Consider the following 16342-nt stretch of genomic DNA (forward strand, 5'->3'; position numbering starts at 1 on the left):
ACCACGATCGGCCGTCCGCTCCTCCTGAAGCGGCGCCCCCTGCCGACAGGCACATCTCGCAGGCTTCGTCTGGGATGCTGAAGGCCGGACTCGACAGGGGGCAGACGGTGTATACGGAACCTATGGCGAGAGCCGTCGTGGAGCCGGCGGTGCTCGAACTGCTGCGGCAGCACCCCCGTGGCAGGCCGTTCGCCACGACAGTCACCTTCGGCGGGGACGACTTCACCATGTGCGCGCACGTACGCGCGCAGTGGGCGGTACCCGGCCAGGCGAAGATCGCACTGGCCTGCTGGGTCGTCAACATGGACACCGCGCGCTATTTCGGCGACAACCCCCCTGTGAGGGCCGAGTCGCGACTGCCGCCGGAGGGCACCGCGGAGTGGGACGAGGAACTGACGGGCCGGGTCATCGGCCACCTCGCAACCCGGATGAAGGCACTCGCCGGCGCCAAGCCGACCACCGACGAACACCTCACCATCACCGTGCCCGTCGTCCTGACGTAGCGTGGTCGAGAGGGCGGCCGCGCGGCTGGCCCACCCTGCGCCCCAGCCCCGTCCGTCAGAGAAAGCTGACGTTCTGGGCGAGGGAGAGGTGGCTCGAGTAGTTGACCGTGTTCGTCGCCGAGCGCATGTACGCCCGCCACGCGTCGGACCCCGACTCGCGGCCGCCACCGGTCTCCTTCTCGCCGCCGAACGCACCCCCGATCTCCGCTCCCGACGTGCCGATGTTCACGTTGGCGATGCCGCAGTCGGAGCCCTCCGACGACAGGAACCGCTCGGCCTCCTGCTGGTCGCGGGTGAAGATGCTCGACGACAGGCCCTGCGGCACGTCGTTGTGCAGGGCTATCGCCTCGTCGAACGTGTCGTACGTCAGGACGTACAGGAGCGGTGCGAAGGTCTCCTCGCGGACGGTGTCGCTCTGCCGGGGGACGTGCACCAGGGCCGGCTCGACGTATGCGGCGTGCGGGGCGCCCGGGACCGCTCTGCGGGCGCCGCCCGCGAGGAGCTCGCCGCCCTCGGCGCGCACCCGGTCGAGCACCCCCTGCATGGTGTCCAGCGCGCGTGTGGAGATCAGCGGCCCGACCAGCGTGCCGTCGTCGAAGGGATCGCCGATGGGCAACTTCCGGTACGCGGCCGCGAGGCGCTCGGTGAGCGTGTCCGCGATGTCGCGGTGCACGATGAGCCGCCGCAGCGTCGTGCACCGCTGCCCGGCGGTGCCGACCGCGGCGAACACGATGCCCTGCACGGCGAGATCGAGGTCGGCGGAGGGCGCGACGAGCGCCGCGTTGTTGCCGCCGAGTTCGAGCAGGCAGCGGCCGAACCGGGCGGCCACGCGTGGCCCGACCTCGCGCCCCATGCGGGTCGAACCGGTGGCGCTGACCAGCGCGACGCGCGGATCGTCCACGAGCCGTTCGCCGACGGCGTGGTCGCCGAGCAGCAGCCGGTGCACGTCGCGGGGCGCCCCGACATCCTCGGCGGCTCGGGCCAGCAGGCGGTCGCAGGCCAGTGAGATGAGCGGGGTCAGCTCCGAGGGCTTCCACACCACGGTGTCGCCGCAGACCAGGGCGACCGCGGTGTTCCACGACCAGACGGCGGCCGGGAAGTTGAACGCGGAGATGACACCGACGACGCCGAGCGGATGCCAGCTCTCCGCCAGCCGGTGCCCCGGCCGTTCCGAGGCGATGGTGCGGCCGTAGAGCTGCCGGGACAGGCCCACGGCGAAGTCGCAGATGTCGATCATCTCCTGGACCTCGCCGAGCGCCTCGGAGCGGATCTTGCCCGCTTCGACGCCGATCAGGTCGGCCAGGTCCTCCTGGTGCTCGCGCAGCAACTCGCCGAGCCGTCGCACCAGTTCGCCCCGGCGCGGGGCAGGCGTGGTCCGCCAGGCTAGGAACGCCGCGTGGGCGGCGGCGAGCGCCGCCTCGGTCCCGGCCGCGTCGGACACGGCCAGGCCGAAGAGGTCCTCGCCGGTGATCGGGGTGCGGGCGCGCAGCGCGTCGCCCTCGGGGAGAACGACGCCGACACGGTCGAGTGCGGCGCGGACGCGGGTGCGCAGCGTCTCGGTGGTGGGCACGACGATGGTCATGGGACTCCCTGGACGGTGGTCATGGGAACGGCTGGGGGCGCAGGTCGCGCGGTAGCCGGGCGAGGGAGCGGTCGCGTTGCCGCTCGTACAGCGTGTAGGGGTCGAGGACGTCCCGGCCCATCGCCTCGGAGAGCCGGCCGGCGTCGTACGCACTGCCTTCCCGGCCGCTGTGCCAGGACCCCGCCTCGCCGAGGTTGGACCGGAAGATGCCCGCGGCCGACCGGGGGAGGAAGTCCTCGTACACGATCGGCTCGGCCCGCAACCAGCCCTGCTCCAGGAGCCCGCCGAGACCGGCCGGCGGGCGCCCGCCGGCCGCCGCGCGGGCGGGCACGGCGGCGTGGTAGGTGAAGAACCCCCACCCCTGTGCGGCCAGGCCGTGTTCCGTTGCGGGCAGGTGCTCGGTCCATACGGCGCGGGCGACCTCGGAGCGTGCGGCCGCGGTCCGGTCGGCGGCCCGCTCGTCGACGAGGGCGAGCAACCGGTCGTACAGTGCACGGCCCTCGCGGGTCAGGGCGATGCCGCGGGCCTCGACCTCACCGAAGCGCACCCGCAGCGCGCCCCGGGACACGCTGCCGTCCGCGGCGCGCAGGGCCCGTGGCTCGGCGAGCGCCCGGAAGGAGGTCTGCCGCAACAGGACGTCCGGGCCGTCCCAGCGCGGCGGCCCCTGGATGGTGTCGATCATCTCGACGCCGCGTTCGGTCATGCGCCGGTAGAGCTCGTCGATGTCCAGGACGCGCGGGGTGAGGTGGTTGATGTGGGTGCTGCGCACGCCGCCGATGTCCGCGGCCACTGCGGAGACCCGCTCCAGAGCCGCGTACCAGTCCGCGTCGATGGGCTCGGCGGACAACTCAAAGGCGGCCACGGCCAGTTCGAGGAAACGCTCGGCGTCCGTAGCGGGCAGCTCCTGTTCCGCTTCCGCCCGGTCGGTCAGAGCGAGCAGCTCCGGCCCGAACAGTTCACGCCCGGCGAGGAACGCGGTCAGGCGCGAGCGCAGCTCCGGGTCGAAGAAGCGGGCGTCCGAGACGGTGAGCATGGAGGTGAAGACGCGGAACGGATTGCGGGCCAGCTCGTCCTCGGCCACGGGCCGGAACGCCGTCGACACCACGGGCAGCGCACCGCCGGGGGTGTCGCGCAGGTCGTAGAAGCCCACCGGGCGCATGCCGAGGGCGCCGAACACGCGCGCCACCTGCCCCAGCTCCTGCGGGGTGCCGACCCGGATGGCGCCGTGCCGTTCGGCGGTGACCCGGGTGATGGCCCCGAGGCGCTCGGCGTCGGCTCCCCGCGTGCGCAACACGTCCTCGTTGACCTCGCGCGAGACGTCCACCAGCGTGGTGTACGCGGGGACTTCGCGCCCGTACATCCGCGAGAGCCGCGCGGCGAACGCGGCGCGCAGCTGCCACTGCTCGACCATCGGCACGGAGATCGTCCTTTCGGTGCGGGGCCCACGTCACGCGACACATGCCACACGATTCGCCTCACGCGACTCACACCACGTGGGCCTCCGGGCGGCTCCGCCTCCCGGAATGGAAGCGGTCGATGCCGAGGGGGGTGACGTCGACGCGGGACGGCCTCCCCAGGTACAGATCGCGCACGACCTCGCCCACTGCGGGCGCCTGGAGGAAACCATGGCCGGAAAAGCCGGTCGCGTAGAGGAAGTTGACCGGCGAGGAGCAGCGGCCGATCAGGGCGTTGTGGTCCGGAGTCACCTCGTACAGGCCGGCCCAGCCCCCGGCGGTCGCCAGCTCCGCGAGGGCGGGCGCCCGCCGCCGCGCGACCGCCCGGAACAGCTCGAGCCACTCCGGGGTCCACGTGGTGTCGAAGCCCTCGCTCTGCGCGGGGTCGGCGAGCCCGAACAGCAGCCCGTCGTCGCTGTTGTGGAAGTACGCCGAGGAGGTGAAGTCGATGGTGAAGGGGACGCGTGGTGCGGCGGGCGACAGGGGCACGGTGAAGGCGAGTTGGCGGCGCAGCGGCCGCACCGGCAGCTCGACGCCGGCCATGGAGCCGATCCGCGCGGACCAGGCGCCGGCCGCGCAGACCACCGCCGAGCAGGCCACCGGGCCTCGGTCGGTGTGGACGACGGTGACGCGGTCCCCGGCGGTGTCCATGCCGACGACCGACGTGTGCGTGGCGATCACGGCGCCGGCCCGCGCCGCGGCGCGCGCGTACCCGCGGACGACCTGTGCGGGCCGCGCGTGCCCGTCGTCGGGCGAGTACGCGGCGGCCACCAGGCCCTCGGTGCTGAGATTCGGTGCTGAGATAGGGACAGAGGGCCCGTGCCTCGGCGGGGCCGATCATGCGGCTCGGGACGCCGAGACCGTTCTGCGTCCGCACACTGTGCGTGAACTCCGCGGCCTGGCCCGCGGTGGTCAGCACAAAGAGATAGCCGACGGTCTCCAGCCCGATGTCCGCGCCGGGACGGCGATGGAAGTCCCGGAACGCCCGCAGACTCCGCCGGCCCAGCTCGATGTTGAGGGGATCGGAGAACTGCGCCCGCACACCGCCGATCGGCTTTCCCGAACTGCCGCCGGCCAGCCGGCCGCGCTCCACGAGGACGATGCGGCGTACGCCTGCCTCGGCGAGGTGGAAGGCGATGCTCGCGCCCATCACACCGCCACCGATGATCACGACGTCGGCGGTGGCGGGGAGGGCGCGGAACGCGTCGGCAGCGGGGGAGGAGGGCGGTGACGGCGACGAGGGCGGCCGGAACGAGGATGGCGAGGACGACGACGGCGTGGGCTGCGGTGCGGGGGCCGACGAGGCCAAGTGGCCGCTCCCTTCCAGGCGTTGGCCTGGGCTGTCATGGCGTGACGCGGAACGCTGAACAGCTGTCTGCCCGCCATGGTGCAGCACACCTCCCGTCGGCGTCCATGAGCCGTCACCGCATCCGGCCCCGTCGCGTCCGGTTCCCGACCGGGCATCTCCGCCCGCTCCCGCCCTTACCTGAGTCGGTGCCCGGTCGGTGCGTCCGCCGGACTTACATCGGGGGAGCGGCGGGCGCGGGACCCAGCGTCGTCGTACCCGGCGCGGCCCGGTGCCCGAGCCCCGTGCGGTACGCGTCCATCGCGGCCTCCACCCGTCCGGTGCGCCGCAGCAAGTCGCCGAGGAGGCGACAGAGGTCGGCCAAGTCGCCCACGGCACTGGAGCGTTCGAGGAGGGAGAGCGCCGCGCAATAGTGTTCCTCGGCGCGTTCCGTGTCGCCCCGCTCCTCGGCGATCAGCCCGAGCAGCCGGTGCGCGCCGCCCGCGTGCACCGCCCCGCGCCCGGCACCGAGCGTCCCCGTGCCGGTCCCGACCGTGTCGGGGTCCGCACCGGTCTGATGCGCGCCCGCCTCGTCCGGTTCGGCCCCGTCCACGTCGGCACCGGAGACGAGCAGCGGCCGCAGGAGGGCCTGCGCCTCATCGGTCTTGCCGCGACGTCTCAGCACGTCGGCCAGCTCGACCTCCACCTGCCCGGTGAAGAGCGCGGCCCGCTTGGAGGCGAGGATCTCGCGTGCCGTGCGCAGTTCGTTCTCGGCGTGCTCCAGGTCGCCGTCCTGAGCGTGGACGTAGCCGCGCATCCAGTGGCAGTGCGCGAGTTCGGTGCGGATGTGCAGATGGCGGTAGAGCTCCTGCGCCTTGGTGAGCGAGGCGTCCGCCTCGGCGATGCGGCCCTCGGCGATGAGGGTGCGGGCCACCCCGCGGTGCATCCCCGCGACCAGCGCCGGGTCGTCGACGCGCGGGGCCAGCGCGAGGGCCAGCTCGGCGGCGTGCGCGGCCCGCGCGTGGGCGCCCATGTCCATGTAGGGGGCGATGGACGCCGTGTAGAGGAGGAGCAGCGCCTCCGGGTCGTGCAGCCCGGCGGCGTTCAGCTCGTCGAGTGTGCTCTCCAGGAGGTAGCAGGCGTACCGGAGTTCGCCGGTGAGGAGGTGGGCGGTGGCGCGGCCCCGGATGGCGGGCACGCGGCGCGGCAGCGGCTCGTCGGCGAGGAGGCGTTCCGCGGCGGCGAAACGGTCCCGGGCGCCGGCGAGTTCACCGGCTTCCAGGAGGCAGTCGCCGAGGCCCAGGAGCGCGTCGGCCTGCTCCTGGGTGAGCGCGTGGGTGACGGCCTCCTCGTGCAGGGCGCGGTAGAGCTCGGCGGCGTCCTCGGGTGCGCCGGTGGCCAGGGCGCGCCGGGCGTCGGTGAGCCGTAGGCGCAGCCCGGCGGCCAGATGCGCGGGGCGGCCGGTGGCCAGCTCCTCGTAGCCCACACCGAGGCGCTCGGCGAGATGGCGCAGCGCGGCCTCGGAGGGCCGGACCTTGCCCGACTCCAGGGTGGAGACGTACGCGGGTGTATAGGCGGGCTCGGCCAACTGCCGCTGTGTGAGGCCGCGTTCACCGCGCAAGCGCAGGACGCGCCGTCCGATCTCGGCCGGGTCGTCGGGTCGTACGCCCTCGGGGGGTCCCTCCTGGGGAACGTTCTGAGCCACCGCTGCCTCTCCGTACGTACGTACGTCACTTCACTGCACCGGACCGATGCGCAGGACCCCTGAACAGGACCGCTGAACTGGACGCGCGGCCCACGGGGTGACGGGCCTGACGGCCGAGAACTCCCCTTCACCACAGGCAACTTGCAGCACACCCATTGCCTGGCGCCCCGGAAGCCTCTACGTTGATCCGCGCCTTAACCCTGCTTAACCCGCCATTTATATCGCGGACTTCGGAAGGACGCCCATGCCCCCCACAAACCGAATACCCGGAGCACCCGGCCGTGCCAGACGCACGCCGCTGAGCGTCGCCCTCGCCACGGGCATCGCGCTCACGGCCGCGACCGTCGCCATGGGTCCCGCGGGCACCGCCATCGCCGCGGATCCGGAACGGACCGCCTCGCAGACCCAGCGCGTCGAGTACTTCACCGGCCCCGACGCCCACCCCCGGCACACAGAAGTCGCCGCGCCCCGTGCTCTGTCCGCGCAGCAGCGCGCGAAGATCGAGGGCGACGGAGACGTGACTCCGATCGTGCAGGCCGGGCCGGCCGCCGACAAGCTCGACGTCGTCTTCATAGGCGACGGCTACACCGCCTCCCAGCAGGAGGACTTCCACGCCGACGTGCGTGCCAAGTGGGCGAAGGTCTCCGCCGTCGAGCCGTACGCCTCGTACAAGGGTCTCTTCAACGTGTGGGCGGTCGACGCGGTCTCCCGGCAGTCCGGCGTCTCCGGCGACCCGACCAGCGACGTCGTCAAGGACACCGCCCTCGGGTCGGCCTTCTTCTGCGACGGCATCGAACGCCTGCTGTGCGTGGACACCAACAAGGTCGAGTCGTACGCGAAGAAGGCCGCGGACCCCGACCTGGTGATCGTCCTCGGCAACTCCACCAAGTACGGCGGCGCCGGCTACAACGACATCACCTCGCCGTCCGGCTACGACGGCATCGCCACCGCCTCCTCGGACAACGCGCAGTCCGACCAGGTCGCCGTCCACGAGACCGGCCACTCGCTGGGCAAGCTGGCCGACGAGTACTGGTACGACGAGTACGGCACCTACACGGGCGCCGAGCCCTGGGAGGCCAACACCAGCAAGCTGACGGCCGACGAACTCACCGCGCAGCGGAAGAAGTGGTACCGGTGGATCGGCCAGGCCTCGCCGGACGGCGGCACGGTCGGCGCGTACGAGGGCGGCGGCTACTACCCGCGCGGTCTCTACCGTCCGACGGAGGACTCGATCATGCGGACGCTCGGCCGGGAGTTCAACCTGCCCGGCCGCGAGGCGATGATCGCGGGCTTCCACCGGCACGCCTCCGTGGTCACCGCGCAGACACCCACGGACCGTGCGGTGCGGCGCGACGACAAGGTCCGGGTGCGGGTGGCGGACGGCATCCGACTGCGCTGGAGCGTCGACGGCCGCGAGGTCAGGAAGGCGCGAGGCGACGCCACCGTGACGCCCCGCTCCCTGGGCACCCCCGCTGACGGCCGCCCCCACACCCTGTCGCTCCGCGCCACGGACCCGACCGGCGCGGTCCGCGACCCAGCCCTGCGCACCCTGCTGACGGACTCGCTCACGTGGCGGGTACGGCGCTGATCCGCCACTCGCTCCCTGCCGACCCTCGAAGGAGCTGAGGCGCGGCCGGACGGGTCGTACGGTCGGGCCCCGCACCCGCGGCGGGGCCCGACCCGCCCTCCGTCGAACCTCCGGTCAGCGACCGGAGTGGTCCAGGGGCGCCGGCACCCGGAGCCGGGCCGCCTCCGCGCGCGCGGCGGCCGCGCCGCCGGGGCCGCTCGACTCGCGGACCACGAGTTCGGGCGCGAGCCGTAGCGCACGCCGCGGTCCGCCGCCGTCGTCGCCGGAGAGGCGCCGCCCCAGCAGTCGTGCCGCTTCGGCGGCCAGCTCGGCCACCGGCTGGCGGACCGTCGTGACGCCCGGCGCGGAGAGCGCCGCCATCGGGATGTCGTCGAAACCGGTGACCGCGACGTCGCCCGGCACGTCGGCGCCGAGCTGCTGCAGGCGTTGCAGGGCCCCGATGGCGATCAGGTCGTTGGCGCAGACCAGCGCGTCGGGCCGGGCGGACCACACCTCGTCGACCGCGGCCCTGCCCCACTCCACGGAGAAGTCGCCGAGGGCCACCCGCTCCGGCGCCCCGGCATCGAGCGCGCCGGCCCCCGCCGCGTAGGCCGCACGCCGCTCGGCCGCGGCCGACGCGGTCCCGGCGGCGCCGAGGAAACAGACCCGACGGCGGCCCGTCGCGGCCAGGTGGTCGAGGACCAGAGCCATACCCGCGGCGTTGTCGACCGCGACGGAGTCGGCGACCGCCGGCCCGCAGCCCCGGTCCATGAGGACGAGCGGGACCCGTTCCGCCGCCGCCGTCACCGCCTCCCTGCTGCGCTCCTCGTGCGCCGGAATCACCAGGAGCGCGTCGACCCGCCGGCCCAGCAGATCGGCGATGTACTCCGCCTCGGCCGCCGGGTCGTCGTCGCAGTCGGCCAGCAGCACGGCCCGCCCCTCGGCGTGCAGGGCGTGCGTCAACTCCCGTACCAGCGTGGGGTAGAAGGGGTTCGTGATCTGCGGCAGGACCAGTCCGACCGTGCCGGTCGAGCGGCTGCGCAGTGCCCGGGCGGCGTGGTTGGGCCGGTAGCCGAGCGCTTCGGCGGCCTCGCGCACGCGGCGGGCGGTCTCGGCGCCGACGGGGCGCGTGCCGGCCAGGACCCGGGAGACCGTGGCGACGGAGCAGCCGGCGGCCCGGGCCACATCTCTCAGCGTTACGTCGGCCACGCCGCGCCCACCCTTCGAGGAACTTCGGCAAACGTTATCAGCGGGCCTGACGGGTCACCAGACCCAATTTTCCGGGTTATTTAGACCCTTCCATCCCTATTTGAAGGCCCTTGGCGGGGGCATCTCTCATGTCCGTTGCGGGGGATTTTGCCGGGGTGTGTCGTCGGCCATTGACAGAATTCGTGCCGGTGCACAAAGTCTTGGGAGAACGTTTTCCCGAGCTCTCGCTCCGCAGCGTCAGCTCAGCCGAACAAAGAGGTTCCGCGATGCCCCGAAAGATCATCCTGGACTGCGACCCCGGACATGACGACGCGATCGCCATGCTCCTGGCGCACGGCAACCCGGATGTCGAGCTGGTCGCCGTCACCACCGTGGTGGGCAACCAGACCCTGGAGAAGGTCACCCGCAACGCCCTGTCGGTGGCCCGCATCGCGAACATCACCGGTGTCCCCTTCGCCGCGGGCTGCCCCCGTCCCCTCGTACGCGACGTCGAGACCGCCCCGGACATCCACGGCGAGAGCGGCATCGACGGCCCCGTCATGCCCGAGCCGACCCTGGCCCTCGACGCACGGCACGCCGTCGACCTCATCATCGACACGGTCATGGCGCACGAGCCCGGCGAGATCACCATCGTGCCCACCGCCGGCCTGACCAACATCGCCCTCGCCGCCCGCAAGGAGCCCCGCATCGTCGAGCGGGTCCGCGAGGTCGTGCTGATGGGCGGCGGCTACCACACCGGCAACTGGAGCCCGGTCGCCGAGTTCAACATCAAGATCGACCCCGAGGCCGCGCACATCGTCTTCAACGAGAGCTGGCCGGTCACCATGGTCGGCCTGGACCTCACCCACCAGGCCCTCGCCACCCCCGAGGTCGTCGAGCGCATCGGCAAGGTCGGCACCGCCCCCGCCCGCTTCGTCAACGAGCTCCTCGACTTCTTCGGCGCCATGTACCTGGAGGCCCAGGGCTTCGACGCCCCGCCCGTCCACGACCCGTGCGCCGTCGCGTACGTCATCGACCCCGGCGTCATGACGGTCCGCAAGGCCCCCGTGGACATCGAGCTCACCGGCACCCTCACGCTCGGCATGACCGTGACGGACCTGCGCGCCCCCGCCCCCGACGACTGCCACACCCAGGTCGCCGTCGACCTGGACCACCAGCGCTTCTGGGACCTCGTCGTGGACGCGCTCGAGCGGATCGGCGACGTGCGCGCATGAACGCCTCCCTCACCGAACCCGCCGCCGCGCCCGGCGGACCCCGCGCCTCCCGGCCGGTGCGCATCGGGGTCCTGGTCGCCGCGCTCCTCGCGGCGTGCTTCGCCTTCCAGCTCAACGCGAGCATGCTCAGCCCCGCCTTGAAGAACGTCGAGGACTCCCTCGGGGCGACCTCCGCCGAGGTCGGCCTGACCCAGACCGCGTTCTTCACGTCGGCCGCGCTCTTCTCGCTCTTCCTGCCGCGCCTCGGCGACCTCATCGGCCGCCGCAAGGTGCTCGCCGGCATGCTGACGCTCATGGTCGTCGGCTGTGTGGTGGCGGCCCTCGCCGAGAGCGTGCCGATGCTCTTCGCGGGACGCGTCATCCAGGGCGTCTCCGGACCCACCGTGCCGCTCTGCCTCATCATGCTGCGCAACGAGGTCCACGAGCCGAAGAAGTACGGCACCCTGCTCGGCGTCATCACCGCCGTCAACGGCGGCATCGCCGGTCTCGACTCCCTCGCGGGCGGCTTCCTGTCCGACCACTACGGCTTCGGTGCGGTGTTCTGGGCGATGGCCGGCGTGGCCGCGATCGCCGCGCTCCTCGTCGCCACCCTCACCCCCGAGTCCAAGGCCGCCGGCACCGCCGACACGCGCATGGACTGGCCCGGCGTCACCCTCCTGGTCGTCTCCGTCGGCGCGGCCCTGATCGCCCTGAACGAGGCGGGCAAGCTCGGTGCCGCGAACTGGCTCCTCGTCGTCGCCCTGTTCGCCGTCACGGCCGTCGCCTTCGCCCTGTTCTGGCGCACCGAGGACCGCAGCAGCCACCCCTTGGTCGCCACCCGGCACCTGCGCCAGCGCTCCACCTGGGCGCTCCTGCTGACCACGGTGCTCACCATGACGGGCGTCTTCGCCGTGATGAACGGCATGATCCCCGCCTTCGCCCAGGACGCCCAGGCCGGCTTCGGCATGGGCGCCGAGCAGTCGGCCTGGTGGACCCTGACGCCGTACGCCCTCGCGGGCCTGGCCATGGGCCCGCTCGCCGGACGCCTCGCCGCCACATACGGCTACGGCCGCATCCTGCGCCTCGGGCTCATCGGGTCGGCCGTGACGGTCGCCCTGATGCTGTTCACGCTGCACGCCGACTCGCGGCTGCTGCTCCTGCTCGCCTCGGTCCTCATCGGCGTCACCTACGCGGGTGTGGGCAACATCGTCCTCAACGGCCTCGGCATCGTGCTCTCCCCGAAGGAGAACCCGGGCTTCCTGCCGGGGCTGAACGCGGGCGCCTTCAACCTCGGCGCGGGCCTCAGCTTCGCGGTCCTGTACGCCGTGCAGACCGCCGCGGAGCCGGCGGACAAGACCTCGCCCGCCGGATACACGGCAGGCATGATCGCCGGAGTCGCCCTCATCGCGGCGGCCTTCGCGACGTCCTTCCTCATCCCCAAGCCGGTGGAGGCGGAAGCCTCGGAGTGAGCGTGCGCGCGGGTCGGGCGGCCGGTCAGGCGCGGACCCTCGGCAGCCCCGTCACGGACACCACCAGCGAGTACAGCGAGCTGGTGGCCGTGATGAAGAGCCGGTTGTTCTTCGGCCCGCCGAACGCGATGTTGGACACCGGCTCGGGCACCCGCAGCCGCCCGATGAGGGTGCCGTCGGGGTCGTAGCAGTGCACCCCTCCCGCGATGGCGGCGGCCCACAACCGGCCGCCGTCGTCGAAGCGGATGTTGTCGAACCGGCTGACGCCGTCCGTCGCCTCGGCGAAGACCTTCCCGTCGGACAGCGTGCCGTCCTCGCGCACGTCGAACACCCGGATGCAGCCGCCCCGCGTGTCCGACACGTACAACTGCCGCTCGTCCGGCGAGAAGACCAGACCGTTCGGCCCTCCGAAGCCGTCCGCGACCAGACGCACCTCACCGGTGGACGGATCGATCCGGTAGACATTGAGGCCGTCGATCTCGGGCTCGGCCCGGAAACCCTCGTAGTCGCTGGTGATCCCGAAGTCCGGATCCGAGAACCACACCGAGCCGTCGGAGCGGACGACCGCGTCGTTCGGGCTGTTCAGCCGCTTGCCGTCGTACCGGTCGGCGAGCACGGTGATCCGGCCGTCGGGTTCGGTGCGGGTGACCCGGCGATTGCCCTGTTCACAGCTGATCAGCCGGCCCTCGCGGTCGAGGGTGTTGCCGTTGACGTGCCCGGCGGGGGAGCGGAAGACCGCGACCTCGCCGGTCGTCTCGTCCCAGCGCAGCAGCCGGTCGTTGGGAATGTCGCTCCACACCAGCTGACGCCAGGCGGGCAGGTACAGCGGCCCCTCGGCCCACCGGCAGCCCCCGTACAGCTTCTCGAGCCGGTCGTCGCCGTTCGCGCACCGGCCGGTGCGGAACCGCTCGTCCAGGATCTCGTACGGCGAGGTGCGGTCGTTGCCGGACATGGGTGCCCCCTGATGAGTCTTCGCTCGAATGACGTTCTGTCGATCATGACTATGCCAGAACGTTGTATGGTTTCGCCATGGTGACTGTGGATGACGTGGACCGCCGGCTGATCGCTCTCCTCCAGGAGGACGCGACCATCTCGTACGCCGCACTCGGCAAGGGCGCCGGTCTCTCCGCGGGCGCTGCCCACGAACGGGTGCGCAAGCTGCGTGAGCGCGGGGTCATCCGGCGCACCACCGTCGAGGTGGACCCCGCGGCGCTCGACCGCGGCGTGCTGGCCTTTGTGATGGTCGACTCGACGGCGTGGATGGGGGAGTCCGCGGACGCGTTCGCGGCCATCCCCGAGATACAGGAGGCGCACGTCATCGCGGGAAGCGCGTCGCTCCTGGTCAAGGTCCGCACCGAGACGACCGCCCAACTCCAGCACGTGCTGCGGCGGTTGTACGCGATCGAGGGGGTCAGCGGCACGCACGCCACGGTCTCCCTGGAGACGTTCTTCGAACGTCCGGTGTCGCCTCTTCCCGGGTGATCCGGAGGCGGCGACGGCTACCGCGGCGGTGGACGATCATCTTGGCGTCGGACTCGTCGCCACTGGAGCAGGTGAGCCTGCCCTCGATGGGGTACCCGGCCGCCTTGAAGGTGAGCTTCCCGGCCTGAGTGCCGTCAGGTGCGAGGACTCACTGAACTCCGGAGCAATTCCAGTCCGAGCGGTGTGCAGGAGTGCCAGACGGACGTGCCGTCTCGCTGGGTGACGATGAGGCGGGCCGCGCGAAGAGCCCTGGTGTGCTCGGAGGCGGACGCTTTACTGATGCTGAGTTCCTTGGCGATGTCCGACGTACTGTGTTCCCGTAGCAGCAGATCCAGGATCGCTGCCCGGGTACGGCCCAACAGAGCGCCCAGGGGATCGGCGGCTGAACCTTCCGGCCGCAGCTGAAGCGGAGCGAAGGCCGGGTAGATGAGAATGCTCGGCGCGTCTTCGTGCAGCGAGATCATGGGGGTGGGCCACAGCACGGACGGCAGCAGCACCACGCCATGGCCGCGCAGGCGGACCTCCACGGTTTCGGGCCGGGGGTAGACCAGGGTCGTTCCCTCCCAGTGCCCTCCGGGCGTGAGGCCGGCCAACGTCGCACGGATTCCGTCTCCGGCCAACAGCCGGGAACGCCAGACGTGTTCAGCGGCAAACGCCGTTTCGATACCTTTCCAGCGCTCCGTCAGCAACGCGGAGTGGGCCGAGCGCAGAGCACGTTCGAGCGTCTGCCAGGCATCCCGGTCCTGGCGGCTGAGGGCCTTGGTCCAGGGCGTGACCGGCCGGCTTGTCGGGCATACACGGCTCAGTTCCGCCCGTACGCGTTGAGTGGGAGTTCCGCGGATCTCGTCGATGCCGTCGTCGATCCCCTTGCTGAGCGGGTCGAGGAACATCGGGCCCCTGGCTGTCGGCGGCACCAGAGCGAGCAGCGCCCGCGCCTCTCGGGGAAGAGTCTTCCGCGCCTTTCGCAGCCAGTACGAATGGCCGGGTACATCGCGCCGCTGGAGCATCGCCACAGCGAAGCCCAGTTCCATCATCGGCGCCGGTCGGGCCGCGTACGTCACCCGTAACAAGTCGTCAGCGGTGAAGTGCAAGCGCAGCAAGGCTTCCTCCTCATGAGCTGCATCCGCCGCACGCCCCCGGTCGTGGCCCTTCACCGGTCACTGTTCGGCCACAACCGAAACCATTGCTGTCCCCGGCGGTCGAGGCCGAGCATGGCTCGCACGAATACGCCCGATGATTTCGGCGGCCCTGCCATGACGAAAGGGCTTCTTCGGCCACCTGTCATGGAGTTCGAGCAAGTCCGTCGCCGCCGGGCGCCGCCACTGTCCTAGGGAGAGCACGTGAAACGGAAACTCGCCGTCCTGTTCGCCGCCACGGCACTGGGTCTGGGAACCGTCCCGGTGGCTCAGGCCTCCGTGAACACGGGGAAGGCCGCTGGGGGGCAGCCAGAGGTACAGGCGTCCTGTCCCTCCGGCTACGCCTGCTTCTGGCCGGGCCAGAACTTCACCGGAAACCGGGGCCAGGTCTCGGGCAACAACCCCAACTTCGCCCTGTTGGGCAACTCCACCAACTCCTGCGGCAGCGGAAAGGGGTGGGAGGACTGCATCAGCTCGCTGCGGAACAGCGGTACACAGTGCACGGTGTTCTTCTACTCGCTCCGTAATTACAGCAAGTCGGGGAAGTGGCACAGCCTCTCCAGGGGGGACGAGGTCGGCAACTTCGCCCGGGACTACAACGATGCCGGCTTCGACAACACCATCAGCTCCAACCGCTGGTGCAGCTCGTAGTGACAACGGCTGCAAGGGGCCTGGGCCGTGCGCTGGTGCTCCTGCTCCTGACCGCGTCGGCCGGTTGCGCGGGCGCGCAACCGGCCGGCCGGTCGGCGACCCCATTGCCGGAGCCGAGGCCCTTCACCGGTCGACTCAGTACTGCGGCGATCGATCTCGCCACGCACTCAGGAACCTGGCCGACGACCCAGCAGACATTGATCACGGCGGAGATCCGGCTTGTCCGGGCCTGTATGGAGGAGAAGGGTTTCCGTTACCCGGCGGGAACTCCTTTGTCTCGACCCGCGCCCGAGGACGAGGCGGCAGCCGTTGAACTGGCCGATCGCCGAAGGACGGGGTACGGCATCTCGACGCCGGTGGCGCCGAACACGAATGTGTCCGAGGCTCCTGTGGACCGCTATTACCGAGGGCTGTCCACCTCCCGGAAGAGGAAATTCGACCTTGCGCTCAACGGACCGGCCGACAAGAAGGCGACGGTGAGCGGAACGGACTGGGGAGAGGTGCGCGTGGCCACCGAAGGCTGCACCGCCGAGAGCCGGGCGCAACTGGCGGGCAGCCCGGCGCTGTGGGCACGCATGCAGTACGTACCGGAGAAATACGACAACGCACTCGGGCAACGCGTGGCTGCGACCCCCGCCTATGCGAAGGCATTGGCCCAATGGCGCTCCTGCATGGCTGACCTGGGCCATCCGTACCGCAGCCCCGAACAGGCCCAGAGAACCTTGCGGAAGGAGCAGCGGAACACAGCCACGGACGAGGCATTCCGCCGCAAGGAGATCACGGTCGCCGTCGCGGACGGTCAATGCGCTCTGCGAAACCATCTGCCTGCCCTGTCACTGCGGGTGCAACGCGAACTCGCCCTCACCATGAGTCCGGACGCGCAGCGAACCCTGTCCGATCTCGCCGCGTACCGCGAGGAGGCACTGCGGCGGGCCCGGACGATTCACTGAGCTTGACCCTGTCGGGGATCTTGGCGTTCGGCTGCCGAAGCTCGCAGGCGTCTGTGCCGTCCTGAACCTGCATCAGCACCACCTCGACCGGACAGTCCACTCCCGGAGTCGGCCGATCGATCTGCCTGCCGGCGGAGTCGATTCATTGTGCTGCGC

The 16342-nt window shown here is 71.4% G+C and carries 13 protein-coding genes and 1 pseudogene; 7 read left to right on the plus strand and 7 right to left on the minus strand.

What is annotated here, in order from left to right; genetic code table 11:
* Window positions 1-122 precede the first annotated feature (122 nt).
* Complete coding sequence (locus ACZ6B8_RS26340) at window positions 123-503, plus strand: hypothetical protein (RefSeq protein ID WP_471608866.1); 381 nt, start codon at window positions 123-125, stop codon at window positions 501-503.
* A 55-nt stretch (window positions 504-558) separates the two neighbouring features.
* Here the strand turns inward: ACZ6B8_RS26340 and amaB are convergent, their stop codons facing one another.
* From amaB to ACZ6B8_RS26360, 4 genes and pseudogenes are all read right to left on the minus strand, one after another.
* A complete protein-coding gene (amaB, locus tag ACZ6B8_RS26345) occupies window positions 559-2085 on the minus strand; it encodes an L-piperidine-6-carboxylate dehydrogenase (RefSeq protein WP_471608867.1) in 1527 nt (508 codons plus the stop codon).
* A 19-nt stretch (window positions 2086-2104) separates the two neighbouring features.
* Entirely contained in the window at window positions 2105-3496 is a 1392-nt protein-coding gene (gene hglS, locus ACZ6B8_RS26350) for a 2-oxoadipate dioxygenase/decarboxylase (protein WP_471608929.1), read from the minus strand.
* 73 nt (window positions 3497-3569) lie between these two features.
* A pseudogene (locus ACZ6B8_RS26355) lies at window positions 3570-4689 on the minus strand (NAD(P)/FAD-dependent oxidoreductase).
* Between the two features lie 370 nt (window positions 4690-5059).
* Window positions 5060-6529 (minus strand): helix-turn-helix domain-containing protein, encoded by a 1470-nt coding sequence (locus tag ACZ6B8_RS26360; RefSeq protein WP_471608868.1) that lies wholly within the window; start codon window positions 6527-6529, stop codon window positions 5060-5062.
* 244 nt (window positions 6530-6773) lie between these two features.
* Here ACZ6B8_RS26360 and ACZ6B8_RS26365 point away from each other — a divergent pair, with 244 nt between their 5' ends.
* A complete protein-coding gene (locus ACZ6B8_RS26365) occupies window positions 6774-8117 on the plus strand; it encodes a M64 family metallopeptidase (RefSeq protein ID WP_471608869.1) in 1344 nt (447 codons plus the stop codon).
* Window positions 8118-8231: 114 nt separating this feature from the next.
* Here ACZ6B8_RS26365 and ACZ6B8_RS26370 read toward each other — a convergent pair whose 3' ends face one another.
* Window positions 8232-9305, minus strand: coding sequence for a LacI family DNA-binding transcriptional regulator (locus ACZ6B8_RS26370; RefSeq protein ID WP_471070913.1), 1074 nt, complete (start codon window positions 9303-9305; stop codon window positions 8232-8234).
* 266 nt (window positions 9306-9571) lie between these two features.
* On the opposite strand from ACZ6B8_RS26370, the gene uriH reads away from it, so the two are divergent.
* Together uriH and uriT are read left to right on the plus strand one after the other, a co-directional pair.
* Window positions 9572-10519: a uridine-preferring nucleoside hydrolase UriH gene (gene uriH, locus ACZ6B8_RS26375; protein ID WP_471608870.1), complete on the plus strand. Its 948-nt coding sequence runs from the start codon at window positions 9572-9574 to the stop codon at window positions 10517-10519.
* Window positions 10516-11967: a uridine transporter UriT gene (uriT, locus tag ACZ6B8_RS26380; protein WP_471608871.1), complete on the plus strand. Its 1452-nt coding sequence runs from the start codon at window positions 10516-10518 to the stop codon at window positions 11965-11967. The genes uriH and uriT overlap by 4 nt, the downstream gene beginning before the upstream one ends.
* 25 nt (window positions 11968-11992) lie before the next feature.
* Here the strand turns inward: uriT and ACZ6B8_RS26385 are convergent, their stop codons facing one another.
* Complete coding sequence (locus ACZ6B8_RS26385) at window positions 11993-12919, minus strand: SMP-30/gluconolactonase/LRE family protein (protein WP_471608872.1); 927 nt, start codon at window positions 12917-12919, stop codon at window positions 11993-11995.
* A gap of 86 nt (window positions 12920-13005) precedes the next feature.
* On the opposite strand from ACZ6B8_RS26385, the gene ACZ6B8_RS26390 reads away from it, so the two are divergent.
* Window positions 13006-13449: an Lrp/AsnC family transcriptional regulator gene (locus ACZ6B8_RS26390; protein WP_471608930.1), complete on the plus strand. Its 444-nt coding sequence runs from the start codon at window positions 13006-13008 to the stop codon at window positions 13447-13449.
* Between the two features lie 134 nt (window positions 13450-13583).
* On the opposite strand, the gene ACZ6B8_RS26395 is transcribed toward ACZ6B8_RS26390, so the two are convergent.
* Window positions 13584-14549: an ArsR/SmtB family transcription factor gene (locus ACZ6B8_RS26395; protein ID WP_471608873.1), complete on the minus strand. Its 966-nt coding sequence runs from the start codon at window positions 14547-14549 to the stop codon at window positions 13584-13586.
* A 240-nt stretch (window positions 14550-14789) separates the two neighbouring features.
* On the opposite strand from ACZ6B8_RS26395, the gene ACZ6B8_RS26400 reads away from it, so the two are divergent.
* Window positions 14790-15236, plus strand: coding sequence for a peptidase inhibitor family I36 protein (locus ACZ6B8_RS26400; RefSeq protein ID WP_471070898.1), 447 nt, complete (start codon window positions 14790-14792; stop codon window positions 15234-15236).
* 35 nt (window positions 15237-15271) lie between these two features.
* Window positions 15272-16186, plus strand: a complete 915-nt coding sequence (locus ACZ6B8_RS26405; protein WP_471608874.1) for a hypothetical protein — start codon at window positions 15272-15274, stop codon at window positions 16184-16186.
* Window positions 16187-16342 lie beyond the last annotated feature (156 nt).

Source organism: Streptomyces sp. NPDC041122 (genome assembly GCF_055592445.1).